General features: G+C 67.5%; 24 protein-coding genes. 12 read left to right on the forward strand and 12 right to left on the reverse strand.

The annotated features are described in order from the left end of the window. Positions 1-61: 61 nt before the first annotated feature. Complete coding sequence (locus V7S63_RS19655; RefSeq protein ID WP_336531442.1) at positions 62-712, forward strand: DUF1007 family protein; 651 nt, start codon at positions 62-64, stop codon at positions 710-712. After that, positions 703-1,719, forward strand: coding sequence for a nickel/cobalt transporter (locus tag V7S63_RS19660; protein WP_336531443.1), 1,017 nt, complete (start codon positions 703-705; stop codon positions 1,717-1,719). Before V7S63_RS19655 ends, V7S63_RS19660 begins: the two co-directional genes overlap by 10 nt. A 4-nt stretch (positions 1,720-1,723) precedes the next feature. Here V7S63_RS19660 and V7S63_RS19665 read toward each other — a convergent pair whose 3' ends face one another. From V7S63_RS19665 to V7S63_RS19690, 6 genes are all read right to left on the reverse strand, one after another. Then, positions 1,724-2,656 carry a DUF6454 family protein gene (locus tag V7S63_RS19665; RefSeq protein ID WP_336531444.1) on the reverse strand — a complete coding sequence of 311 codons (933 nt, stop codon included), beginning with the start codon at positions 2,654-2,656 and terminating at the stop codon, positions 1,724-1,726. Between the two features lie 78 nt (positions 2,657-2,734). Next, positions 2,735-3,118, reverse strand: coding sequence for a nitrile hydratase accessory protein (locus V7S63_RS19670; RefSeq protein ID WP_442896487.1), 384 nt, complete (start codon positions 3,116-3,118; stop codon positions 2,735-2,737). After that, positions 3,105-3,764: a nitrile hydratase subunit beta gene (gene nthB, locus V7S63_RS19675; protein ID WP_091832646.1), complete on the reverse strand. Its 660-nt coding sequence runs from the start codon at positions 3,762-3,764 to the stop codon at positions 3,105-3,107. Before nthB ends, V7S63_RS19670 begins: the two co-directional genes overlap by 14 nt. Further along, the gene (gene nthA, locus V7S63_RS19680) at positions 3,761-4,393 is read right to left on the reverse strand and encodes a nitrile hydratase subunit alpha (protein ID WP_336531445.1); all 633 of its coding nucleotides are present in this window, start codon (positions 4,391-4,393) and stop codon (positions 3,761-3,763) included. Before nthA ends, nthB begins: the two co-directional genes overlap by 4 nt. A 13-nt stretch (positions 4,394-4,406) precedes the next feature. Further along, a complete protein-coding gene (locus V7S63_RS19685; RefSeq protein ID WP_336531446.1) occupies positions 4,407-5,603 on the reverse strand; it encodes an amidase in 1,197 nt (398 codons plus the stop codon). A 30-nt stretch (positions 5,604-5,633) separates the two neighbouring features. Next, positions 5,634-7,223, reverse strand: a complete 1,590-nt coding sequence (locus tag V7S63_RS19690; protein ID WP_336531447.1) for a gamma-glutamyltransferase family protein — start codon at positions 7,221-7,223, stop codon at positions 5,634-5,636. A gap of 223 nt (positions 7,224-7,446) precedes the next feature. Between V7S63_RS19690 and V7S63_RS19695 the strand changes: the two genes are divergently transcribed. Further along, positions 7,447-7,686 (forward strand): hypothetical protein, encoded by a 240-nt coding sequence (locus V7S63_RS19695; protein ID WP_100959223.1) that lies wholly within the window; start codon positions 7,447-7,449, stop codon positions 7,684-7,686. 2 nt (positions 7,687-7,688) lie between these two features. Here V7S63_RS19695 and V7S63_RS19700 read toward each other — a convergent pair whose 3' ends face one another. The 3 genes from V7S63_RS19700 to V7S63_RS19710 all read right to left on the reverse strand — a co-directional run bounded on the left by V7S63_RS19700 (position 7,689) and on the right by V7S63_RS19710 (position 11,431). Beyond that, on the reverse strand, positions 7,689-8,054 hold the full coding sequence (locus V7S63_RS19700; protein ID WP_336531448.1) for a DUF1850 domain-containing protein: 366 nt from the start codon (positions 8,052-8,054) through the stop codon (positions 7,689-7,691). After that, complete coding sequence (locus V7S63_RS19705) at positions 8,051-10,360, reverse strand: TRAP transporter permease (protein ID WP_091832665.1); 2,310 nt, start codon at positions 10,358-10,360, stop codon at positions 8,051-8,053. Before V7S63_RS19705 ends, V7S63_RS19700 begins: the two co-directional genes overlap by 4 nt. 105 nt (positions 10,361-10,465) lie before the next feature. Then, on the reverse strand, positions 10,466-11,431 hold the full coding sequence (locus tag V7S63_RS19710; RefSeq protein WP_091832668.1) for a TAXI family TRAP transporter solute-binding subunit: 966 nt from the start codon (positions 11,429-11,431) through the stop codon (positions 10,466-10,468). A gap of 237 nt (positions 11,432-11,668) precedes the next feature. Here V7S63_RS19710 and V7S63_RS19715 point away from each other — a divergent pair, with 237 nt between their 5' ends. Then, entirely contained in the window at positions 11,669-13,291 is a 1,623-nt protein-coding gene (locus V7S63_RS19715; RefSeq protein WP_336531449.1) for an OpgD/OpgG family glucan biosynthesis protein, read from the forward strand. 101 nt (positions 13,292-13,392) lie between these two features. On the opposite strand, the gene V7S63_RS19720 is transcribed toward V7S63_RS19715, so the two are convergent. Continuing rightward, positions 13,393-13,656 (reverse strand): macro domain-containing protein, encoded by a 264-nt coding sequence (locus V7S63_RS19720; RefSeq protein ID WP_336531450.1) that lies wholly within the window; start codon positions 13,654-13,656, stop codon positions 13,393-13,395. 113 nt (positions 13,657-13,769) lie between these two features. Here V7S63_RS19720 and V7S63_RS19725 point away from each other — a divergent pair, with 113 nt between their 5' ends. The 8 genes from V7S63_RS19725 (at position 13,770) to V7S63_RS19760 (ending at position 20,251) form a co-directional block, all read left to right on the forward strand. Then, on the forward strand, positions 13,770-13,916 hold the full coding sequence (locus V7S63_RS19725) for a hypothetical protein (RefSeq protein ID WP_167561593.1): 147 nt from the start codon (positions 13,770-13,772) through the stop codon (positions 13,914-13,916). A gap of 14 nt (positions 13,917-13,930) precedes the next feature. Then, positions 13,931-14,656, forward strand: a complete 726-nt coding sequence (gene aztA, locus V7S63_RS19730) for a zinc ABC transporter ATP-binding protein AztA (RefSeq protein ID WP_336531451.1) — start codon at positions 13,931-13,933, stop codon at positions 14,654-14,656. A 99-nt stretch (positions 14,657-14,755) separates the two neighbouring features. Continuing rightward, positions 14,756-15,631: a metal ABC transporter permease gene (locus V7S63_RS19735; protein WP_091832677.1), complete on the forward strand. Its 876-nt coding sequence runs from the start codon at positions 14,756-14,758 to the stop codon at positions 15,629-15,631. Between the two features lie 36 nt (positions 15,632-15,667). Then, positions 15,668-16,576 carry a metal ABC transporter substrate-binding protein gene (locus V7S63_RS19740; protein WP_100959216.1) on the forward strand — a complete coding sequence of 303 codons (909 nt, stop codon included), beginning with the start codon at positions 15,668-15,670 and terminating at the stop codon, positions 16,574-16,576. Between the two features lie 43 nt (positions 16,577-16,619). After that, a complete protein-coding gene (locus tag V7S63_RS19745; protein WP_091832683.1) occupies positions 16,620-17,582 on the forward strand; it encodes a CobW family GTP-binding protein in 963 nt (320 codons plus the stop codon). 136 nt (positions 17,583-17,718) lie between these two features. Beyond that, on the forward strand, positions 17,719-18,729 hold the full coding sequence (locus tag V7S63_RS19750; RefSeq protein ID WP_336531452.1) for a WD40 repeat domain-containing protein: 1,011 nt from the start codon (positions 17,719-17,721) through the stop codon (positions 18,727-18,729). Between the two features lie 6 nt (positions 18,730-18,735). Beyond that, a complete protein-coding gene (locus V7S63_RS19755; protein WP_336531453.1) occupies positions 18,736-19,011 on the forward strand; it encodes a hypothetical protein in 276 nt (91 codons plus the stop codon). 85 nt (positions 19,012-19,096) lie between these two features. Beyond that, complete coding sequence (locus tag V7S63_RS19760; RefSeq protein WP_336531454.1) at positions 19,097-20,251, forward strand: winged helix-turn-helix domain-containing protein; 1,155 nt, start codon at positions 19,097-19,099, stop codon at positions 20,249-20,251. A gap of 6 nt (positions 20,252-20,257) precedes the next feature. Here the strand turns inward: V7S63_RS19760 and V7S63_RS19765 are convergent, their stop codons facing one another. Beyond that, complete coding sequence (locus V7S63_RS19765) at positions 20,258-21,499, reverse strand: SGNH/GDSL hydrolase family protein (RefSeq protein WP_336531455.1); 1,242 nt, start codon at positions 21,497-21,499, stop codon at positions 20,258-20,260. A gap of 68 nt (positions 21,500-21,567) precedes the next feature. Beyond that, positions 21,568-22,803 carry a lytic murein transglycosylase gene (locus tag V7S63_RS19770; protein ID WP_336531456.1) on the reverse strand — a complete coding sequence of 412 codons (1,236 nt, stop codon included), beginning with the start codon at positions 22,801-22,803 and terminating at the stop codon, positions 21,568-21,570. Between the last annotated feature and the right edge of the window lie 68 nt (positions 22,804-22,871).

The following is a 22,871-nucleotide window of genomic DNA, read 5'->3' on the forward strand; positions in this document are numbered from 1 at the left end:
CCAGGCGCGTTTTTGTATGAAAGCTCGGCCGGATTCGCCGCAGATTCGAGGAAATTGCCGCGTGCCGCGATACTCGACGCTCCTGACGCTGTTCGCCGCCATTTCGGCTTGGCTCGGCCTTGCCTTGCCGGCGCTGGCGCATCCGCACGTCTTCGTGACCTCGCGCACCGAGATTCTCTATGACGCCAGCGGCGCGGTGAAGGCATTGCGCCATCGCTGGAGCTTCGACGAGGCCTATTCGGCCTATATGGTCCAGGGCCTCGACAAGAACGGCGACGGCAAGATCACCCCGGACGAACTGACCGAGCTCGCCAAGGTGAACATGGAATCGCTGCCGGATGTCGGCTTCTTCACCATCGCCAAGGCGAACGGCAAGGTGCAGGAATTCGGCACGCCGGGCGAAGCCTCGCTCGCCTATGAGAACAAGATCCTGACACTGACCTATACGCTGCCGCTGAAGATCCCGGCGACCGCCAACCGCTCCTTCGGCATCGAGGTCGGCGACCCCACCTATTTCGTCGCCTTCGAGATCGGCGAGGAGGCCGATGCGGTGGCGACGCGCGATGCGCCCAAGGGCTGCATCGTCCGGATCATGCGCCCGCCCAAGCTCGATGCGGCTACGCAGCAGCGCCTGGCGCAGGAGGACATCACCGCAACGCCGGATATGAGCGCCTATCAGGTCACCACCAGGGCGCTGGTTGCATGTCCCTGAGCGCCCCCGCCGTGCCGGGCCTGCCGCTCTGGCCGCGCCGTTTGCTCGTTGCGCTGCTGGCGCTGGCGCTCGTCGCCGGCGCGCTCGGGCTGATCGCCTGGCTGGCCAGTCTCTATTTCCCGCCGCCGCCCCCGCCGCCGCGCAATCCGTTCGGCACGGCCTTGCCGCGCGAGGCGCTGCCGGCGACGACCGGCCTCGGCGCGGTCATCCTCGCCTGGCAGTCGAGCTTTTATCGCGAGCTGACGGCGACGCTTAAGGCGATCGCGCAATCGCCGGCGGCGCTGCCCGGGCTGCTCGGGCTCGCCTTCGCCTATGGCGTCTTCCATGCGGCCGGGCCCGGCCACGGCAAGGCGGTGATCTCCGGCTACATCGTCGCCGACAACCGCAGCCTGAAGCGTGGGCTGGCGCTCTCCTTCGCAGCGGCGCTGGTGCAGGCGCTGGTGGCGATCGGGCTGGTCGGCGCGCTGACGCTGGCGCTGAACGCGACGGCCAAGACCATGGCTTCGACCACCTGGGTGATCGAGCAGGGTAGCTTCGCGCTGGTCGCGATGGTCGGGCTCTACGTGCTCTGGCGCAAGGCTGGCAGCCTGGTCGCGCTCGGCGGCGGCGCGGCGCATGACCCTGCAACCTGCGACCATGTCCATATGCCAGGGGCCGACGAGGTCTTGCGCCTGCGCTCGTTCCGGGAGATGGCCGGCGTCGTGCTGGCGGCGGGCCTGCGCCCCTGCGCCGGCGCACTGATCATCCTGGTCTTCGCCAATGCGCAGGGCCTGCTCTGGGCCGGCATCGCCGCGACCTTCGCCATGGCGCTCGGCACGGCGCTGACCACCGGGGCGCTGGCGGCGCTGGCGGTGTTCTTCAAGTTCGCGGCCCTGCGCTTCGCCGCCGGCGGCTCGTTGAAGGGAGCCCGGATCATCGCCGGGCTCGAAGTGCTGGCGGCCGCCTTCGTCGCGGTGCTCGGCGCCGCGCTGTTCTTCGGGCTATGGGCGGCCGGGCAGGGGAGCTGAGCCCCTACTTCGCCGCGGCCTCGTAGATGAACAGTGTCGACTTGTCGTCATCCGGCACGAAATAGGCGCGCACGCCCTCGCCCGCTGGTTCGACCCAGAACGGGTTCTGCGTCATCGGCAGACCGGAGGGCGACCAGAGCTCGACCGGCATCTGGAAGACCGGGCGGTTATCCCGGAGGTCGACGATCTCGAAGCCGCCGAGGCGGAAGACCGGCCCGTCCTTGCTGGCGCGGTAATTGTTGAGGCCGGAGCAGAGCATCCGGCCCATGCCGATAAAGTGGCAGTCCTGATAGTCGATGTAGAGCGCCGGATTGGCGACGCGCAGGCTCTCCGGCGCAGCGTCGGCGTTGGTGATCTTGCCGTCGGCGCCGAGCGGCCAGGCGTAGAAGCGGCGCGAGCCCCAGCTGACGCCGTGCAGCGACTTGCCGTCGGTATTGTGGACGATGCCGCCGACATGGTCCTTGAAGCGGAAGACCTCGGTCGCCTTCAGCGTCGCGGGGTCGACCTTGTAGATGATCGACTGGCTGTTCGGCCGGTATTCGGCGACGGGGACCCAGAGATCCCGGCCGTCGAAATCGATGCCGCCGGGATGATAGATCGTGCCCTCGCCGAGCGTGACGCTGCCGAGAAGCTTGCCCTGCGCATCGACCTTGAAGAGATGGCCGGCGCCCTCGCCGGTGTCGCGGTCATAGCCGTCCTTCGGCTCGGCGTAGCGCGTCGTCGGCTTCCTGATCTCGACCGAGGAAATGAAGAAGGCGTCGCCGATCTTGACCATGCCCTGCGGGTGGTGGGTCGGGAACTGCAGCTCGATCGCCGCCTTTTGCGTCCATTGCGTCGCGCGCGTCAGCTTCGGAAGCAGCGTGTTGAGCGCGGGGTCGGCGGCCAGCGCCGTCGTCGCCAGCACCGTGGCGGCGAGCGCCATTATTGCAGTCCTCATCGCGATCCTCCTGCGGCAGCCCCGTTCTCGGGTGTTGCCGGGATAATCGCGCTTCGTGACGAGGATGCAAAGCTGCGTTCAGCGCAGCGGGTCGTTCTCCAGCAGGATCGGCTTGCCGTGCGGCGTCGCCTCGGCGGCGCGCTCCCAGGCGGCGGCGCGGGCATCGACGCTCGTCTGCGAGGCGAGGCCCTTCTCGATCAGGAGATGTTCCAGCGCCTCGCACCAGCGCTCGTAATAGTCCGAGCCGTCGCGGCAGCCGCCATTGGCCAGCGCCTCGCGGATTTCGGCGCCCAGCGCCTGCGCCCATTCATCGGCGCTGAAGACGCCACGGTTCTGCAGGGCGACAACGAGAGCGAAAGCCTGCGCCTGCCAGGGCTCGGCGAAGACGGGGCCCTCGGCGTCGCGCGGGATCGGCGTGCCGGCGACGAGTGCCTCTGCGAGAGCGGTATCAGGCCGGCTCAAGATAACTCTCCCAGGCCTCGATGCTGACGGTCGAGGTCGGATCGGCGTCGCGCCCCCAGAGCTCCGGGCCGGTGAAGACCACGGTGTAGAGCCATTGCGCCGTCTCGGGCGCGCCATGGGCGCCGGTGTCAGGGAAGACATGGCAGCCGGTGACGCGCTCGATGACGCCCTGCTTGCCGCGGGCATAGCGCGGCAGGCGGGTATGGTGCTGCGGGTGCATGACGATGGTGCGGACGGTGTCTCCGACCTTGAAGCGTGCCGGCGCAGCCGCCTCGCGCTCATAGGGGAAACCGCGGCGCAGGACGGTCGGGACCTCCTCACCCTTCAGCACCCGCTTGGGCTCCCGGCGCGCGGTCCCAGCGACGCCTGAGGCCAGTTCCTCCTTGCTCAGGAAGCCGTGCTGGACCAGCACCTTGTCGAGCGCCGCCAGCCAGATCTGGTAATAGCTCGACGACAGGTATTGTGCCGGCGGCAGGCTTTCGCGCGCATGGCGGATGCCGTCGATCGTCCAGGCGCCCATCGCGCCGGCGGCGACGTTGATCGCCAGGACCTTCTTCTCCCAGTCGGCATGGAAGATCGGCTCGTCCTTCTCGGGCACGACCGGGCCGAAGCCCATCTGGCCGCCAAGGTCGTGGGCGCTGTTCATGGCTTATCCTCGGGAGAGGGCAGGCCGACGCCGATCATCGAGTCGCGGCTGACGATCGATGCCAGTTCGTCCTCTCTCCAGCCTTCCGTGCCTTCCGGCCGCATCGGGATGACGATGAAGCGGGTCTCGGCAGTCGAGTCCCAGACGCGGATGCGCTGGACTTCCGGCAGGGTCACGCCGAAATCGGCGAGCGTGCCGCGCGGATCGATCACCGCCTTGGCGCGATAGGGCGGCGATTTGTACCAGACCGGCGGCAGTCCCAGCACCGGCCAGGGATAGCAGGAGCACAGGGTGCAGACGATGAGGTTGTGCTCCTCGGGCGTATTGAAGCAGGCGACGATGTGCTCGCCGCCGCGCCCGCCATAGCCGAGCTCGGCGACGGCGGCGGTGCCGTCGGCCTTCAGGCGCGCGGCATAGGCCGGATCGCTCCAGGCCTTGGCGACGACGCGGGCGCCGTTGCGCGGGCCGATCCTGGTCTCGTAGGTGTCGATGATGGCGTCGAGCGCGCTGGGATCGACATAGCCCTTCTCGACCATCAGCGATTCCAGCGCCTTCACCCGCGCTTCGATCGGGGTGAAGTGGTTGTCGTGGTCATGGTCATGATGGTGGTGATGGTCGTGGCCGCTCATCGGGCCCTCCTCGTCATGCCAGCCTGATCCGCGCCGCCCGCTCGAACTTCACGGCAAAGGCGACGAGCGATTTGTCCGAGCCCTTCGGCCCGATCAGCGACAAGCCCAGCGGCGCGTCGTCGCGATGGGCGACGGGGATCGAAATCTGCGGGAAGCCCGACAAGCCCGCAAGGCAGAGCAGACGCAGGGCACGGTTGCGGAAATCCTCGAGCTCGGGCTCGCCGGCGCTGACCAGCGGCGCGACATCGGGCACGGTCGGCAGCAACAACACGCCATCCTTGCCGAGCAGCCTGGCGAGCTTCGCGCGGAAGGCCTTGCGCACGCTGTCGCCGCGGGCCACCTCCGCATCGCTGACCGCCTTGCCGAAGGCGAAGCGCTCGGCGACCCCCGGCCCGAGCGGCACGGCGTGGCGCTCGATCATCTTGCCATCGGCTTCCCAGGCCTCACGTCCCTGGATCCAGCGGAAGGCCCAGTAGAGTGCGTCCATGTCGCTGACGGCGCGCAAAGCCTCGGGCTGGCCGAGGATCGGCACGATCCGCTGCACGACATTGCGCAGGATGCGCTCAGCCTCGGGCACGGCCTGGGCGAAGAGGTCGTCGGCGAGCAGGAGGCGCGGCGCCTCCGGCAGCGTCAGCTTGTCCTTGCCGAGAACGGCGTTGGCGGCGCGGGCGAAGACCTCGCTATCCCGGGCGAAGAAGCCGGCGGTGTCGAGGCTCTCGGCCAGCGGCCAGGCGCGCTTCAGCGAAAGCCGGCCATGCGTCGGACGGATGCCGAACAGGCCGCCATAGCTCGCCGGCGCCCGCACCGAGCCGCCGGTGTCGGAGCCGAGGCCGATATCGGCTAGCCGGCCGGCCACTGCCGCCATCGAGCCGGAGGAGGAGCCGCCGGTGATGCGGTCAGGCGCGGCCGGATTCACGGGCGAGCCGAAATGGGCGTTCTTGCCGTTGAGCGAGAAGGCGAGCTCGTCAGTATGGGTCTTGCCGACGAAGCGGGCACCGGCCTCCAGGAAGGCCTTCACGATCGGCGCCGTCTTGGTCTTGATCCCCGACAGCGCCAGCACGGTCGGAGAGCCCGCACCGGTCGGATAGCCCTTGACGTCGAACAGGTCCTTGACCGCGAGTGTCAGCCCGGCGAGCGGGCCGGAGGAAGCATGTTTCACGGGTGCTTCGGGATAAGGCACGAAGCAGCGGAACGGGTCGTTCTCGATCATGGTCGTCTCAGATCTCCCCCAAGATCCTAATCAGATGCCGCGGGCGTCGCCGTCCGAGCGCGGGTCATGCGTCGCCTCGACATGCCCCTTCTGGTGCTTCACCAGCATGCCGGCATGGCCGAACTGGTCGGAATAGGCCTCGCTGTATTCCTCGACCGGGTGGCCGGCGGCGGTCAGCCTTGCCAGCAGCATCGGATCGAAGCGGTTCTCCAGCTTGAGCGAGATCGAGCCGGCGCCCCAGGTGCGGCCAAAGAGCCAGCGCGGCGCATCGACCGCGTCGGCGACGCCCTGGCCGAAGCGGTAGCGCGACAGGATCTGCGCCTGGAATTGCGGCTGGCCGTCGCCGCCCATCGCGCCGTAGCTGACGATGCGGCCATCGTCGAACCGGGCGAGCGGCGGGTTCAGCGTATGGAACGGCTTGCGGCCGGGCGTCAGTGGATTGAGCGCCTTCGCATCCAGCGAGAACGAGACGCCGCGGTTCTGCCAGTTGACCCCGGTCTTCGGCAGGACGCAGCCCGAGCCGTATTCCCAGTAGAGCGACTGGATATAGGACACCGCAAGGCCGGAGCCGTCGATCGCGCCCATCCAGATCGTGTCGCCCTCGCCAGGGCGGAACGGCCAGCTCGCGGCGCGCCTGCGGTCGATGCTGGCGGCCTCGCGTTCCAGGGCCGTCTCGGTCAATAGGCTCGCCGGGTCGACCGTCATGAAGGCGGGGTCGGTGATCACCTTGTCGCGGATGGCGAGCGCCCGCTTCACCGCCTCTACCAGCCCGTGATGATGGTCGAAGCTCTCCGGCCGGGTGACGCCGAGCTTCTCGAAGATGCCGAGGATCATCAGGGCGGTGAGCCCCTGCGTCGGCGGCGGGAAATTGTAGACGGTGAGGCCCGGCAGCTTCAGCGACAGCGCCTGCACCGCCCGGGCGCAGAAGGCTTCGAGATCGGCGCGGGTGATCGGCGCGCCGATCCGGCCGAGGTCCTCGGCGAGCTCGCGGCCGATGTCGCCGCGATAGAAATCGTCGAGCCCGGCATGGGCCAACTGCTCCAGCGTCGCGCCGAGCGCTGTGGGCTTGCGGCGCTCGCCGGCCTTCGGCCGTTCTCCGTTCGGCCAAAAGAAGTCGCTGAAGCCGGGCGCCGCCTTCACGGCATCGACTTCCTGCGGCCAGGTGCGCAGCTCCGACTCCGAGATGTCGTAACCCTCCGCGCAATGGCGGATGGCGTCGGTGAGCAAATCCTTCAGTGGTAGCCTGCCGCCGAGGCTGGCGGACAAAGCGAGTGCCACCTGCCAGCCGCCGATCGCGCCGGCAACGGTGATCGCCGCATCCGGGCCGCGCGCCGGCAGGACGTCATGCCCCTTCTCGCGATAGCGCTCGATCGTGGCGAGGCTCCCCGCCGGACCACAGGCCTCGATCGCATGGACCTTGCCGCCGGGCTCGTGCACCAGCCAGAAGCCGTCGCCGCCGATCGCGTTCATATGGGGGTAGACGACTGCGATGGTCGCGGCCATGGCGACCATCGCCTCGATCGCATTGCCGCCCTCGGCTAGGATGGCGCGCCCGGCTTCGGATGCGAGGCGGTGGGGTGCGGCGACGGCGGCCGAGTTGAAAACCGGTGAATCGGGCATCAGGTTCTTTTCATTCAGGCAGGCGGGACCATATGCCGGTAGGCGCGATTTTGTTGCATGCCGACGCCGGCTAGGCTAGAGCACGTTCCGCAAAAGTGGGGACCACTTTTGCGATCAGAACATGCTCCAATCTATTGATTTGGCGCGAATTCTGGTCGTTCGCCCGTTCCGGGCGACCGGAATGCGCGCCGGCGGTCCGTGCATGGGTTCCGAGGGTAAAAGCATGGCGGCTGGCCGCACCAACTGGCGCAACGTGATCATGGTGGTCTCGCTCGCCATCCTGATAGCGGTCGAAATCTTCGGCGTCGCGCTGGCGTCAGGCTGGGCGCTCGCCGGCCTGTTCGAGCTCGGCCACGTCGTCGCCTATGTTCTGATGGGCCTGTTCTCGGTGCTTGCCGCCTATGGCCTTGTGAATTTCATGCGCCGGGTTGTGAAGATCGAGCGCCTGACCCACCGCAGCTGAATCTAGCCGCAAGGCTTCAGTACCACCGGATCGGCGTCCGCCGGCAGCAACGCGTCGAGCGATCGGCAGCGCTCCTGCACGCAGATCCGCCAGTCGGCGGTCGCGCCGGAGCGGCGCATCACCACGTCCGGCAGCGCGGGCAGGGCCGGTTTCCAGCGCCAGAAGCCCTCGACCAGTTTTGCGCCATCGGGCGGGTCCATGCCGGCGCCCGAGCCCTCGATGCGGGCCTCGGTTATGACGAGGCCCTCAGGCGTTTCCTGCCAGACTTCCTCCCACAGCGATTTCTGCACCGAATGCCGCCAGGACAGCGTGATCTCGCTCGCGCCGAGCGAAATCACCAGCGCGCCGGCGGCGAGGCAGATGCTCATGTCGCCGGGTGCGCGTCGGCTCTCGCCCGCCAGAGATGCTGGCCGATCATCGCGGCGGCGAGCGCAAAGCCGATCTCGTCGGTGAGCGGCACCGCGGCGACGAGGAAGGCGGCGGCGATGGCGGCGAGCGCCCTCTCCCACAGCGCAAGTGATCGCGAGAGATAGCCGACGAAGGCCGCACCCCAGAGCACCATGGCGAGCGTCGCCTTGATGGCGATGTAGGCGACGGCGAGCCAGTAGGACGCGCCGGAGAGGCCGGCGACCGGCTGCAGCATCAGCGTCGGATCATAGACCGCCATATAGGGCACGACGAAGCCGGGCAGGGCGATCTTCACGGCCTGCACGCCGATCTTCATGCCGGAGACCTTGGCCATCGGCGCTGCAGCGAAGGCGGCGAGCGCCACCGGCGGGGTCAGGTCGGCCATGATGCCGAAATAGAAGACGAACATGTGGCTGACGATCAGCGGCACATCGAGCTGCAGCAGGATCGGCGCGGCGAGCGAGGAGGTGATGATGTAGTTCGGGATGGTCGGGATGCCCATACCGAGGATCAGGCTGAACACCATGGTCAGGATCAGGGCGAGGAACATCGAGTTCTTGCCGATGCCGATCAGCCAGGAGCCGAAGATGGTGCCGAGGCCGGTCAGGGTCATGGTGCCGATGACGATGCCGACTAGGGCGCAGGCGAGGCCGACCGGCAACGCCTGGCGGGCGCCATCGGCGAGCGCTTCGATGCAGCTCCGCAGGACTTCGCGGCCGGAGGCGCCGCGCAGCACGTTCCAGATCACCAGAGCGAGCACGACGAGCAGCACGGTCGCGATGCTGACGCTCATCGAGGCCGCGCAGATCAGGCCGAAGCCGACCCAGAAGACGACACGCAGGGCCGGTGTCGTCAGTCCGGCCGAGACGGCCAGAGCCAGGATCAGCGCGACGGTGAGCGCAAGGCCGATCGCCCCGGCGAAGAGCGGGGTGAAGCCGGCGAAGAGCAGCACGACCAGCACAAGCAGCGGCGCGATCAGGTACCAGTGCCGGCGCAGTTCCTCTCGGGCGCTCGGCAGTTCGGATTTCGGCAGGCCGCGCAGGCCGAGCTTGCCGGCCTCCAGATGCACCGCCCAGTAGCAGGCGGCGAAATAGAGCAGCGCCGGGATGATCGCCGCCTCAACGATCTTGGAATAGGGCACGTCGATCGTCTCGGCCATGATGAAGGCGACGGCGCCCATCACCGGCGGCATGATCTGGCCGCCCATGGACGAGGTCGCCTCGACGCCGCCGGCGAAGGCGCCGTTGAAGCCGGAGCGCTTCATCAGGGGAATGGTGAACTGGCCCGACGCCACGACATTGGCGACGCCCGAGCCGGAGACCGTGCCCATCAAGGCCGAGGAGGCGACGCAGACCTTGCCCGGCCCGCCCTGCTTGCCGCCGAACACCGCCATCGACAGGTCGTTGAAGAAGTCGATCACGCCGGCGCGTTCCATGAAGGCGCCGAACAGGATGAACAGGAAGATGAAGGTGGCGGAGACGGCGGTCGGGGTCGAGTAGAGCCCTTCCGTGCCGAAGGCCATCTGCTCGATGACCTGCTCCAGGCTGTAGCCACGATGGTCGTAAGGGGCGGGCAGGTAATTGCCGAACAGGCAGTAGGCGAGGAAGGTGCCGGCTACCAGCGGCAGGGCGATGCCCATGGCGCGCCAGACCAAGAGGAACAGCACGATCAGGGCGCTGATGCCGACGACCATGTCGGCATGGGTCAGCTCGCCCGCCCGGTTCACCAGCTCGTTGTAGTTCCACCAGTGATAGAGGCCGAGCGTAAAGCCGACGATGCCGACCGCCCACCAGAAGATGCGTGCCGGCGGCGAGGTCTCGTCGGCATTGGCGAGCAACCCGCAGGCGGTCAGGCAGAGGAAGCCGACATGGAGGGTGCGCAGCACCTGGTTCGGCAAGGTGCCGGTATAGAGCGAGACCAGCTCGAAGGCGCCGAACAGGGTGAGAAAGGCGAGGATCGCCTCGATATTCGCCCTGCCCCGCGCGGCGCCGAGCAGGATCCAGACCAACCAGAGCGCAAAGGCGATGCGGATCAGCAGGATCGGGGTCAGCCAGGATAGCGACGGCACGATCCGGAAATCGAGCGGGATGCCGAAGGCGGTGACGATCTGGAAGGCGGAGAAGGCGACGGCGATCCAGAACAGCAGGCGGCCCTTCCAGCCTGTGCCGAAGGTCGCCGGCAGGCCGTGTTCCGGGTCATGCGGCACGGCCGGTGCGGTGCCGGCAGTGTCCGGCACGGCCAGGGGCCTGCTGGTTTCGTTGCTCATGCCTCTTCCCCGTCCCCGTCGCGCTTATGCGCGGTCGTTCTTTGATCGGCTAACGCAAGCGGGGCCGGTCGTCCGGCCCCGCTGATGGCGAATCTGCCAATAGGCTCAGGAGCCGACCTTCAGGCCCTTTTCCTTGAAGTAGCGCGCGGCGCCCGGATGCAGCGGCAGCGGCATGCCTTCGAGCGCGCTCTCGAGCTTGATCGAGCGCGCGGCGGCATGGGCGGCGGCGAGGTCGGGCAGGCTGTCGAAGACGGCCTTGGTCATCTGGTAGACCGTCTCCTCCTTCACGCCCTCGTGGGTGACGAGGTAGTTGACGACGGCGGCGGCGGGCACTGCGGCGGTCTGGCCGGTATAGGTGTTGGCCGGGATCGAGACCTTGACGAAGGGCGGGCCGGCCTTGTCGACCACGGCGGCGGGGACCTCGACCACGGTGATCTCGACCGAGGTGGCGAGGTCGCGCAGCGAGGCGACGCCGAGGCCGGCCGATTGCAGGGTGGCGTCGAGCTGGCGGTTCTTCATCAGCTCGACCGATTCGGCGAAGGGCAGGTACTCGATCTTGCCGAGATCCTTGTAGGACATGCCGGCGGCCGCGAGGATGGCGCGGGCGTTGAGCTCGGTGCCGGATTTCGGCGCGCCGACCGAAAGCCGCTTGCCCTTGAGGTCGGCCAGGGTCTTGATGCCGCTGTCCTTCGAGGCGACGATCTGGACATAGTTCGGGTAGATCGCGGTGATGCCGCGCAGCTTCTTGAGCGGGCTCTTGAAGCCGGCTTCCTCATCGCCCTTCCAGGCCGCGTCGAGCGAATCGCCGAGGGTGAAGGCGATCTCGCCCTTGCCCTGCTGCAGCAATTGCAGGTTCTCGACCGAGGCCTTGGTCGCCTGAACGGTCGGGCGGACGTTCTGGATCTTCTCGCCGTAGATCTTCGAGAGCGCGACGCCGAGCGGGTAGTAGACGCCCGAGGTGCCGCCGGTCAGCACGTTGATGAAATCCTGCGCACGCGCCGCCATAGGCGTGGCGGCGAGGGTGAGCGCGGCAATGCCGGCCAGGGCCCGGCGATGAAGCGAAATAGACATGAATCCTCCCGAGAGACGAAAGACCGCATCCCGGCTCTCAAGGCCGGCTGACGCTGTTGTAGGACGCTTGCGGGCAAAAAGGGAACCCGCGCCAATGGGATAAGAGGCCGGCGCGTCGCCTTTCCGCGCGATTTTCGCCCTGCTCGCGCCAGGAAGCTGCGGAGATTGCCCTCGCCGGCTGGACAGGCTAGCCGGAAACACCAACTGTCGATCTTCCCCGATGGAGCGCCCCGCCCGATGCAACCGCGACAGCCGACCATACCTCTGATCGACCGCCGCACATTGCTCGCGGGTGCCGCCGGTACGGCCGCTCTCGCCGCAGTCGGTTTCTCCGGCACGGCGCTGGCGCAGCAGGGCCTGAAGCTCGGCGCCGCCGAGGCGTTCTCCTTCGAAGGGTTGAAGGCGCGGGCCCGCGATCTCGCCGCCAAGCCGTATGAGGCGCCGCCGAACCCCAAGCCTGACGTGCTCGAGAAGATCGACTACGACGCCCACGGCAAGATCAAGTTCAAGCCGGAGCTGGCGCTCTGGGCCAATGGCCCGTCGCCCTGGCCGGTGACCTTCTTCCATCTCGGCCGCTACTTCCAGAAGCCCGTGCGCATGCATGCCCTCGACGACGGCAAGGCGCGCGAGATCGTCTACGACGAGAGCTATTTCGAGATGCCGGCCGACTCCCCGGCGAAGCAGTTGCCGCCAGGCGCGGGCTTCGCCGGCTTTCGCTTCCAGGAGAGCCGCTCCGGCCATCCCGGCCGCAAGGGCGAGAAGCTCGACTGGCAGAAGAACGACTGGGTCGCCTTCCTCGGCGCCTCCTATTTCCGCGCCATCGGCGAGCTCTACCAGTACGGGCTCTCGGCCCGCGGCCTTGCGGTCGATCCGGCGGTCGGCGACCGGCCGGAGGAGTTCCCCGATTTCACCCATGTCTGGCTCGAGACACCCGGCGAGGCGGCCGAGCATGTCGTGGTCTACGCCCTGCTCTCGGGACCGAGCGTCTCGGGCGCCTTCCGCTTCCGCATGCATCGCGGCAAGGGCGTCGACATGGAGATCGAGCAGGAGTTGCACCTGCGCAAGGATGTCGCGCGGCTCGGCATCGCACCACTGACCTCGATGTACTGGTATTCCGAGACCGGCAAGGCGACCATGGTCGACTGGCGGCCGGAGGTGCACGATTCCGACGGGCTCGCGCTCTGGACCGGCAGCGGCGAGCGCGCCTGGCGCCCGCTCAACAATCCGCAGCGTACCGTCGCTTCGTCTTTCGTCGACGACAACCCGCGCGGCTTTGGCCTGATGCAGCGCGACCGCGCCTTCGACCACTATATGGACGGCGTCTACTACGAGCGCCGGCCGAGCCTGTGGATCGAGACGCTCGGCCAATGGGGCAAAGGCGCGGTCCAGCTGATCGAGATCCCGACCGACGACGAGATCCACGACAACATCGTCGCCATGTGGGTGCCGGAAGCTCCGGCCAAGGCCGGCAATTCCTATAATTTCCGCTATCGCCTGCATTGGCTCGCCGACGAGCCCTTCCCGCCGACGCTCGGCCGCGTCGTCGCGACGAGGCTCGGCAATGGCGGCCAGCCGGGCACGGCGAGGCCCAAGGGCGTGCGCAAGTTCATGCTGGAGTTCAAGGGGCCGGCGCTCGAGGACATCCCGTTCGGGATCAAGCCCGAGGTCGTGCTCTCGGCCTCGCGCGGCACGTTCTCCTACATCTTCGCCGAAGCCGTGCCGAACGATATCCCCGGCCACTGGCGGGCGCAGTTCGACCTCACCGTCGACGGCACCGACCCTGTGGAGATGCGCTGCTTCCTGCGCGGCGGCGACAAGGTGCTGACCGAGACCTGGCTCTACCAGTACTGGCCAGCCTGAGCCGAGCCGTCATTGCGAGGAGTGCAGCGACGAAGCAATCCAGAGGCCGCAGAGCGCGACGAAACTGGATTGCTTCGCTGCGCTCGCAATGACGGTTCAAACTAGCCTTCGATCTGGCGCTTCTGCGCGCGATCGACCGAGACGAACAGCGTATTCGCCGCGCCGGGCTCGACGCAGAAGACATCGAAGCTGGGTGCCTGCGGATCGTCGGCTGGCATGTGCAGGGTCGCCGAGCCCTTGCGGCCGGCAAAGGCCATGATCTTGAAGCTCAACCCGTCCGGCAGGCAAATCTCGATCGCATCGGCTGCGATCTCGGTCGCGACGCCATTGCGTATCGCTTTGAAGGTCACCCGCTCGGCGCTCACCGGCCTGCTCCTGTTCGGATGTCGTTGACGATGCCGATAACGCAGTGGCGTTGCGCTTGATGCAAGGGTGATCGTGCTTGCTCGTGAGCGAGCGTAATATTATATCATTCACTATGGCTCATGATCACGCCCACCATCGCCAGCCTGTCGCCGAGGTTCCCGGCTGGTCGCTGCTGCGGCTGTCGGCCGGGCAAAGGCTCGGTCTGGCAACCGGCGTGATCCTGCTGCTCTGGGCGGCGACCCTCGCCGTTATCGTGTGAACAAGAGTATCCCTGTGCCCGCCATCCGCTTCAGCGACCTGACGCTCGGCTATGACCGCCACCCGGCGGTGCATCATTTGTCCGGCGAGGTCGCACCGGGCAGCCTGACCGCGATCGTCGGGCCGAACGGCGCCGGCAAGTCGACCTTGCTCAAGGCCATCGCCGGCGCGCTCTCGCCGCTCGACGGCACGGTGACGCTCGCTAAGGGCAAGCGCCTCGCCTATCTCCCGCAATCGGCCGAGCTCGACCGCTCCTTCCCGATCCATGTCTACGATCTCGTCGCCATGGGCCTGTGGGACGCGGCCGGCATCTTCGGCAAGATCGGCCTCGGCCAACGCGGCAAGGTCGAGGCGGCGATCGCCGCGGTCGGCCTTACCGGCTTCGAAAGCCGCAGCATCGGCACGCTCTCGGGTGGCCAGATGCAGCGGGCGCTGTTCGCCCGGCTGCTGCTGCAGGACGCCGACATCATCCTGCTCGACGAGCCGTTCACGGCGATCGATGCCCGTACCAGCGCCGACCTGCTGGCGCTGGTCCAGCGCTGGCATGGCGAGAAACGGACCGTCGTCGCCGTGCTGCATGATATCGAGACGGTGAAGCGCGCCTTCCCGCAGACGCTGCTGCTGGCGCGCGAGGCGATCGCCTGGGGCGACACCGGCGAGGTGCTGACGGCGAACAACCTGCTCAAGGCGCGGCGCATGGTCGAGGCCTTCGACAGCCATGCCGCGCCCTGCGCGGCGTGAGCTTTGCGCCCTTCTTTTCGATTGAAACATCCTGTGCCGGGTCATCCCGGGTCTTCTCTCCGCTAAGCCCGGAACGACCGCGCTTCTGAATTGAACGCAATGCTCTACGACCTCCTGATCGGCCCCTTCGCCGAATTCGATTTCATGCGCCGGGCGCTGGTCGGCGTGATCGCGCTGTCGGTCTCAGGCGCGCCGGTCGGCGTCTTCCTGATGCTGCGGCGGATGAGCCTGACCGGCGATGCCATGGCGCATGCGATCCTGCCCGGGGCCGCGCTCGGCTATCTTGTCGCCGGTTTCTCGCTGCCGGCGATGACCTTGGGCGGCCTCGTCGCCGGTTTCACCGTGGCGCTCGCAGCCGGCGCGGTGGCGCGCCTGACCGTGCTCAAGGAAGACGCCTCGCTCGCCGCCTTCTACCTGATCTCGCTGGCGCTCGGCGTCACCCTGGTTTCGCTGCGCGGTTCGGCCGTCGATCTCTTCCATGTGCTGTTCGGCAATGTGCTGGCGCTCGACGACGACGTGCTGGTGCTGCTCTCCGGCGTCGCCAGCCTGACGCTCGGCGTGCTGGCGCTGGCCTATCGCCCGCTCGTGCTCGAATGCGTCGATCCCGGCTTCCTGCGCTCGGTCAGCCGGTCCGGCGGCTTCGTGCACCTGACCTTCCTCGGCCTCGTCGTGGTCAACCTCGTCGCCGGCTTCCATGCGCTCGGCACGCTGCTCGCCGTCGGGCTGATGATGCTGCCGGCCGCTGCGGCGCGCTTCTGGACCGCCGACATCACCCGGCTGATCCTGCTCGCCTCCGGCTTCGGCATGGCGTCCGGATATATCGGGCTCGTCGCCTCCTATGCCGCCGGCAGCAATCTCCCAGCCGGGCCGGCGATCATCCTCTCGGCCGGCGCGCTCTATCTCGGTTCGCTCCTGCTCGGATCGCAGGGCGGCCTTGCGCGGCGGCTCTTGCCGAGGGCCCATCTCCAGCGCTAGTTATGTTATACTGTTTCATATAGCGCGAGTGCCATCATGCTGAACCGCCGCTCCGTCCTCCTCGGCCTTGTTGCCGGCGTTGCCCTGCCATTGCCGGCCTTCGCCCAGGAGAAGCTGCCCGTCGTCGCGAGCTTCTCGATCCTCGGCGATTTCGTGCGCGAGATCGGCGGCGAGCGCGTCGCGGTGACCACATTGGTCGGGCCCGACGGTGACGCCCATGTCTATTCGCCGACCCCGGCCGACGCGAAGACGGTGGCTGGCGCCAAGCTCGTTGTCGTCAACGGGCTGAAATTCGAGGGCTGGCTGACTCGGCTGGTGAAATCGTCGGGCACCAAGGCGACCGTCGCGACGGCGACCACCGGGATCACGCCGCTGAAGATGGCCGACGATCACGGCCACGGTCATGGCGGCGAGGATCCGCATGCCTGGCAGAGCGTCGCCAACGCCAGGCTCTATGTCGGCAATGTCCGCGATGCACTCATCGCCGCCGATCCGGCCGGCAAGGCGACCTACGAGGCCAATGCCGCGGCCTATCAGACCAAGCTCGATGCGCTCGAAGCCGAGATCAAGGCCGCGGTCGCGCGCATTCCGGCAGACCGGCGCAAGGCTATCACCTCGCATGACGCCTTCGGCTATTTCGTCAAAGCCTACGGCATCGCGTTCATCGCGCCGCAGGGCGTCTCGACCGAGGCCGAGGCCTCGGCCAAGGACGTCGCCCGCATCATCCGCCAGATCAAGGCGGAGAAGGTGCCGGCGGTCTTCCTCGAGAACATCACCAATCCGCGCCTGGCCGAGCAGATCGCCAGGGAGAGCGGCGCGAAGATCGGCGGCCGGCTCTATTCGGACGCGCTTTCGGCCGCCGATGGTCCGGCCGGGACTTACATCGCGATGATGAAACACAATATAAGCCAGATCGAGAAGGCGCTCGTCGCCGGCCCGGCCTGACCGGACCGCGATCATCGCAGCGCCACCAACCAGGTCGTTTCCCATGTCCGAGAAGATTCCCGTCACGGTGCTCACCGGCTATCTGGGCGCCGGCAAGACCACGCTCCTCAACCGCATCCTCACCGAGGACCACGGCAAGAAATTCGCCGTGATCGTCAACGAGTTCGGCGAGACCGGCATTGATGGCGACCTCGTCGTCGGCGCCGACGAGGAAGTGTTCGAGATGAACAATGGCTGCATCTGCTGCACGGTGCGCGGCGATCTGATCCGCATCCTCGACGGCCTGATGAAGCGCAAGGGCAAGTTCGATGCGATCATCGTCGAGACCACCGGCCTTGCCGATCCTGCCCCGGTCGCCCAGACCTTCTTCGTCGACCAGGATGTCGGCGACGCCACCAAGCTCGACGCGGTCGTGACCGTCACCGATGCGAAGTGGCTGCAGGACCGGCTGAAGGATGCGCCGGAGGCGAAAAACCAGATCGCCTTCGCCGACGTGATCATCCTGAACAAGACCGATCTCGTCAGCGCCGAAGGGCTTGCCGAGGTCGAGGCGGCGATCCGCGCGATCAACCCCTATGCCAAGCTGCACAAGACGACGCGCTGCGACCTGCCGATCGCCGAGCTGCTCGACCGCAACGCGTTTGATCTCGACCGCATCCTCGACATCGAGCCGGATTTCCTCGAAGCCGGCCACCATCACCATCACTCGGAGGACGTCCGCTCGATGTCCTTCACCATCCCCGGCGATGTCGATCCCGAGAAGTTCATGCCGTGGATCAACGACATCAGCCAGGTGCAGGGGCCGAACATCCTGCGCTCCAAGGGTATTTTGGCCTTCAAGGACGAGCCGCGGCGTTTCGTCTTCCAGGGCGTGCACATGATCCTCGACGGCGATTTGCAGCGCGACTGGAAATCCGGCGAGAAGCGTGAATCGCGCCTCGTCTTCATCGGCCGCGATCTCGACGAGGCAGCGCTGCGCAAGGGGTTCATGGCCTGCGCGGCTTGAATACCTCCGTCATTGCGAGCGTAGCGAAGCAATCCAGGAAGGCGTAGAGCTCTGGCGCTCCTGGATTGCTTCGTCGCGTTCGCTCCTCGCAATGACGGCGTCGCCTCCGCTCCGGTTCTTTGCTAGATCGACCACCATGGACACCGTCACCAAACCGGTCTCGCTGCGCGAGCATGTCGTTCCCGTCGAAGCCGGCGAGCATGTCGTCGGCGCCGTCTGGCTGAAGCAGACGCTGGCACTTGCCCTCGCCGATGGCCGAGTGCTGCGCTGGCGCGAGGGCGAGACGCAGAGCGTCGAGGCGCATGGCGGCGGCCTGCTCTGCGTCGCCTCGGACGGCGCCCGCCTGATCAGCGGCGGCGACGACGGCCGCGTCGTCGCGACCTCGGCCGATGGCGCGCCGGAAGAACTCGCCCGCGATCAAAAGCGGCGCTGGATCGATGCCGTCACCGTATCATCGTCCGGCAGTATCGCCTGGAACAGCGGCCGCAATGTCCACGCCCGCGACGACAAGGGCAGGCTCAGGTCGATCGAGGTCGCCTCGACGCCGCAGGGCCTCAGCCTGGCGCCGAAGGGCTATCGCCTCGCCATTGCCCAGATGAACGGCGTGCTGCTCTGGTATCCGAACACCGAGGCCAAGCCCGATTTCCTGGAATGGAAAGGCTCGCATCTCGACGTGACCTGGTCGCCCGACGGGCGCTTCATCGTCACGGCCATGCAGGAGAATGCGCTGCATGGCTGGCGGCTAGGCGAGAAGCCGAGCCATATGCGGATGACCGGCTACCCGGCCAAACCGCGTTCGCTGTCCTGGTCGCATGACGGGCTCTGGCTCGCCTCCAGCGGCGCGGATGCCGCGATCGTCTGGCCTTTCCAGGGCGAGGGGCCGACGGGCAAGGCGCCGCGCGAATGCGGCGCGCGACATGCCAAGGTCACCCGCGTCGCCTTCCATCCCAAGGCGCTGGTGCTGGCCGTCGGCTACGATGACGGCTGCATTCTGATGATCCGTCTGACCGATGCTTCCGAGCTGCTGGTTCGGCCGGCGCAACGCGGCAGCGGCATCACCGCCTTCGCCTGGGACAAGCTCGGCAAGCGCCTCGCCTTCGGCGCCGAGGATGGCGCTGCCGGCGTCCTGACCCTGCCCGGCGGCTGAGCGACGATGCGCTTCGGCCTCTTTGGCAGGGACAAGCGCGAGGCCGCCGGCGCGGATGCCGCGGCGCAGATCAAGCGACAGGTGCGCGAACTGCTCGGCCTGCCTGAGAACGTCGTGATCGCGGTCAACGAGATCCTCTGCGCCGATCCCGCCTGCCCGGGCACCGAGACGGTGATCCTGGTGATGAAGCCAGGCGAGAAGACGAGGGCGTTCAAGGTCCAGATGGGGCTGGCGGAGCTGACGCCGGAGGCGCTGGCGCAGGCGTTGTCGACGGCAGGTTGAGCTGGCGAAGACCACCGCCATGATATGTCAGCAGATGGCGGCACCGCGCCTTAACCTTCGGCAATCGCATGGCTAGCTTACGCCGATGGCGACGCGACCGCGAAAGATCCTGACGCTCGACAAGGCGGACGCGCGCCGGATCTGGCTCGAGGCCCAGAAGCTCGACACGCGCGAGCCCTTCGGCTCCGGTCCCGCGGCGACGGCGGCTGCGGTCGCCCATCTCGGCTATGTCCAGATCGACACGATCAACGTGGTCGAGCGCTGCCATCACCATATCCTCTACAGCCGGATCCCCGATTATCGCCGCGACGACCTCGCGCAGGCGCAGTCGCAGGACAAGTCGGTGTTCGAGTACTGGACGCATGCGCTGTCCTATGTGCCGATCGCGGACTTCCGCTATTTCCTGCCGGCGATGAAGGCGCACCGCGCCGAGCCCAAGCGCTGGGCCTCGGTCGGTAGCCGCGAGGAGGCGCGCAAGCTGCTGCGCCGCATTCGCAAGGATGGCGCCCTCACCATCCGCGATATCGACACTGACGTTCTGGTCGAGAAGGCGCATCTCTGGGCCAGCAAGAAGCCGTCGAAAGGGCTGCTCGAACGTGCCTTCTACGATGGCGAACTCGTGATCTCCGCCCGCTCCGGCATGCTCAAGACCTATGAATTGATCGATAGGCACTTCGGCTGGGAGAAGCAGCCGGCGCCGGCATCCGAGCGCCAGATTGCGGCCTACAAGCTCGACCGCGCCCTGCGTGCGCAGGGCATCGTCAGCCTCGATTCGATCTGCCATCTCGATGCGCCCAGCAAGAAGGCTATCGCCGAGCTGATCGCAGGACGCGTCAGGCGCAAGGAACTGGTGCCGGTCGCGATCGAAGGCGCAGAGAAGACACCGCACTGGGCTATGCCGGCGGTGCTGGAGAGATCGGAGCCGACGGACGGCAGCCTGATCCACATCCTCTCGCCCTTCGACCCGCTGGTCATCCAGCGCAAGCGGCTGAAGCTGTTTTTCGGCTATGACCATGTCTTCGAGGCCTATCTGCCGAAGGAGAAGCGCGCCTTCGGCTATTTCGGCCTGCCGGTGCTGGCGGGGGACCGGATCGTCGCCGTCGCGGATCTCAAGACCGACCGGGCGGCGCGCAAGCTCCTGGTGCAGCAATGGACCTGGCTGGAGCCGGAGCCGTCACCCGAACTGAAGCGGCAGGTCGACGAGGAGATGCAGCGCTTCGAGCGCTTTCAGCTGGCCTGAGCCACCTCAGTTCGGTCGCGGCCAACGGAAATCGTCGGCGCGGCCGGGGCGCGGCTCCGGCGCGATGCCTTGGCCAAACACGCGCTCGAGCCCGGCTGCGACATCGCCGCGGCCGCGCGCCTCCTGGATCGAGGCGATCAGCGCGGCGTCGCCACCTGGGGAGACGGCCCCGGTCAAGGGCAGGATCGGGCCCGCGAGCGGCCGGAGCGGGGCCACCGGGACGAGCGGAAGATCGGTTGGGACGCCGCTGACCATGCGGTCGATCAGGCGCTCGACATCGATGGGCTGTGTCGGTGCGGGCGTGCCCTCTGCCTCGGGAGGAACAGGCAGGGCGATGACGTTCTGCGTCGGCGTCTTCTCCAGGATACGGCGGATGACGACGTCGACGAAATGAGCGGCCTTGCGGGCGCCGGCCTTGGTGAAATGGACGCCGTCGCCGAGCCGCAGCCGGGCGACCTGGCCGTTCACGTCCGGTCCCATGGCGGCGTAGCGGTTCTCGGCGTCGACATAGGCGCCCCAGAGGTCGACGAACTCGCCGCCGGCCGCCTCGGCGCCCTTGCGGAAGAGGTCGTTCAGCGTGGTCAGGTCGGCCGAGAGGCGTGCATTCTGCATCGGCGGCGCGCCGACCCAGATCAGCGGTACGCGTTTGGCGCTGAAGGCTGCCGCGACGGCCTCGATCCGCGCCTTGTAGAGCTGGAGCCAACGCTCGCTCAGCGGCTCATGGGTGATCTCGCCCTCGCGGATCACCTGGCGGTCGTTCGGCCCGAGCACGACGACGCCGACCATGACCTTGGCGTCCCCCGCCAGGAGTTCGCCGGTTGCCTTCGGCCAGTCGTAGAAGTCGGTCCGGACAAGGCCGCTGTCGGCTTTGGCCTTGTTCACCACGGCGACATCGGCTCGGTCCTGCAGGCTGTCTTCCAGCCCTTCGGCGATCTGCCCGGCGAGCGTGTCGCCGATCACCAGGACATGGTGATTGACGTCCACCTTGGGGATAACCGGGTCGTCGCGGACGACAACGCGGGTCGGTGCCCGGCGCTGGGCCGGCGAGACGCGTTCGCGTGGCTGCCGTTGCTGTACGGCGGGCCGCTCGGGAATCTGCCAGAACATGTTGAAGAGGCTGCGGCCCTGCGGCTGTGCCTGCGGTATCCGGCCGGGCGGCACCGGGTTCTGGGCGATCGAAACCGGCCCGCCGGTCACGAGCAGGATGAGGGCAGCCGCCAGAACCATGAAGAGCGAACGCAGGCGCATCATGCTCTCGATCGGCGCCGGTCGAACGCCGGCGCCGGATGGCAGTATAGTCGCGATCGTCCGCTTCGTCAGCGGCGCGCCTTCATCCGCGTCAGCAGGGCCGGGGTCGGGTAGCCGTCGGCGAGCAGGCCGACGCGCAGCTGGTACTGCCTGACCGCCTCGCGCGTGCCGGTGCCGATGCGTCCGTCGGCGTCGTGATTGTAGAGGCCCAAGCCCTTCAGCCGGAGCTGGACATCGGTGATCCCTGCCTTGTCGAGGCGCGGCGCCTTCACCGGCCAGTCGCCCTGCAAGGCAGGCCGGCCGACGATCCGGTCGCCGAGATGGCCGACGGCGAGCGCATAGGCGTCGGAGGAATTGTACTTCTTGATGACGTCGAAATTCGCGGTCAGCAGCAGGGCCGGGCCGGTATGGCCGGCCGGGTAGAACAGCCTGGCCTCGCCTGAGGACGGGAGCGAGCCGCCATCGGCGCGGCGCACCCCGGCCGAGCGGAAGGACGAGAAGCTGGCGCGGTAGAGATTATGGTCGAAGCCATCGGGCACCACGACCTCGATGCCCCAGGGCAGGCCGGGTGTCCAGCCATAGCCCTTGAGATAGTTGGCGGTCGAGGCGATGGCGTCGCTGCTCGAGGTCCAGATATCGGCATGGCCGTCGCCGGTATGATCGACCGCGTATTTCATGTAGCTCGACGGCATGAACTGGGTGTGACCCATCGCGCCGGCCCAGGAGCCGCGCAGCTCGCTGCGCTCGACATGGCCCTTCTCGATCAGCTCCAGCGCGGTCAGGAGCTCGTCGCGAAAGAAGTCGCCGCGATAGCGGATGTTCGCCAGCGTCGCGAGCGAGCGGATCACGTCCTTGTCGCCCTTGAACGAGCCGTAATTGGTTTCCATCCCCCAGATGCCGAGGATGATCTCCTTGGGCACGCCATAGCGGGATTCGGCCTGGGCTAGCACGCTGGCATGGGCCTCCAGCATCTCGCGGCCGCGCGAGATCCGGCCGCCGCCGACCGCGCTGTTGAGATAGCTCCAGATCGGCGCGGTGAATTCTGATTGCTTGCGGGTCAGCGCGACAATGGAGGGATCGGGCGTCACGCCCTGGAAAGCCAGGTCGAAGGTCTGGCGCGAGATGCCGCGCGCCTGCGCCATCGGCCAGAGCGTCCTGAGGAAGCCGTCGAAGCCGGGCGCAGCCGGCCGCGCCTCGGGCCTGGGGGTCTGCGCCCGTGCCGGATTGATCGAACCCGTCGTCTGCGCGAGCGCCGGCCCGAGGCCGAGCGCAACGGCGAAGGCGAGAACGGTGACGGGGCGCATGATGGCTCCTCTGGCTCGGCCGCGGTGTCTTTCCACCACAGCGCCCGATCGAGGTTAACCATGGGTTA

Origin of the sequence: Allobosea sp. CCNWLY174, assembly GCF_037120455.1 — a bacterium.
GTDB lineage: Bacteria > Pseudomonadota > Alphaproteobacteria > Rhizobiales > Beijerinckiaceae > Allobosea > Allobosea lupini.

What these genes read in the sequence shown, in the direction of transcription:
- V7S63_RS19770 (WP_336531456.1), bottom strand. Translation starts at nt 22,803, where the DNA reads ATGCGCCCCGTCACCGTTCTCGCCTTCGCCGTTGCGCTCGGCCTCGGG.
- V7S63_RS19705 (WP_091832665.1), bottom strand. Translation starts at nt 10,360, where the DNA reads ATGAGCAACGAAACCAGCAGGCCCCTGGCCGTGCCGGACACTGCCGGC.
- V7S63_RS19715 (WP_336531449.1), top strand. Translation starts at nt 11,669, where the DNA reads ATGCAACCGCGACAGCCGACCATACCTCTGATCGACCGCCGCACATTG.
- V7S63_RS19760 (WP_336531454.1), top strand. Translation starts at nt 19,097, where the DNA reads ATGGCGACGCGACCGCGAAAGATCCTGACGCTCGACAAGGCGGACGCG.
- V7S63_RS19660 (WP_336531443.1), top strand. Translation starts at nt 703, where the DNA reads ATGTCCCTGAGCGCCCCCGCCGTGCCGGGCCTGCCGCTCTGGCCGCGC.
- V7S63_RS19750 (WP_336531452.1), top strand. Translation starts at nt 17,719, where the DNA reads ATGGACACCGTCACCAAACCGGTCTCGCTGCGCGAGCATGTCGTTCCC.
- V7S63_RS19735 (WP_091832677.1), top strand. Translation starts at nt 14,756, where the DNA reads ATGCTCTACGACCTCCTGATCGGCCCCTTCGCCGAATTCGATTTCATG.
- V7S63_RS19755 (WP_336531453.1), top strand. Translation starts at nt 18,736, where the DNA reads ATGCGCTTCGGCCTCTTTGGCAGGGACAAGCGCGAGGCCGCCGGCGCG.
- nthB (WP_091832646.1), bottom strand. Translation starts at nt 3,764, where the DNA reads ATGAACAGCGCCCACGACCTTGGCGGCCAGATGGGCTTCGGCCCGGTC.
- nthA (WP_336531445.1), bottom strand. Translation starts at nt 4,393, where the DNA reads ATGAGCGGCCACGACCATCACCACCATCATGACCATGACCACGACAAC.
- V7S63_RS19765 (WP_336531455.1), bottom strand. Translation starts at nt 21,499, where the DNA reads ATGCGCCTGCGTTCGCTCTTCATGGTTCTGGCGGCTGCCCTCATCCTG.
- V7S63_RS19725 (WP_167561593.1), top strand. Translation starts at nt 13,770, where the DNA reads ATGGCTCATGATCACGCCCACCATCGCCAGCCTGTCGCCGAGGTTCCC.
- V7S63_RS19745 (WP_091832683.1), top strand. Translation starts at nt 16,620, where the DNA reads ATGTCCGAGAAGATTCCCGTCACGGTGCTCACCGGCTATCTGGGCGCC.
- V7S63_RS19695 (WP_100959223.1), top strand. Translation starts at nt 7,447, where the DNA reads ATGGCGGCTGGCCGCACCAACTGGCGCAACGTGATCATGGTGGTCTCG.
- V7S63_RS19740 (WP_100959216.1), top strand. Translation starts at nt 15,668, where the DNA reads ATGCTGAACCGCCGCTCCGTCCTCCTCGGCCTTGTTGCCGGCGTTGCC.
- V7S63_RS19690 (WP_336531447.1), bottom strand. Translation starts at nt 7,223, where the DNA reads ATGCCCGATTCACCGGTTTTCAACTCGGCCGCCGTCGCCGCACCCCAC.
- V7S63_RS19710 (WP_091832668.1), bottom strand. Translation starts at nt 11,431, where the DNA reads ATGTCTATTTCGCTTCATCGCCGGGCCCTGGCCGGCATTGCCGCGCTC.
- V7S63_RS19700 (WP_336531448.1), bottom strand. Translation starts at nt 8,054, where the DNA reads ATGAGCATCTGCCTCGCCGCCGGCGCGCTGGTGATTTCGCTCGGCGCG.
- V7S63_RS19685 (WP_336531446.1), bottom strand. Translation starts at nt 5,603, where the DNA reads ATGATCGAGAACGACCCGTTCCGCTGCTTCGTGCCTTATCCCGAAGCA.
- V7S63_RS19665 (WP_336531444.1), bottom strand. Translation starts at nt 2,656, where the DNA reads ATGAGGACTGCAATAATGGCGCTCGCCGCCACGGTGCTGGCGACGACG.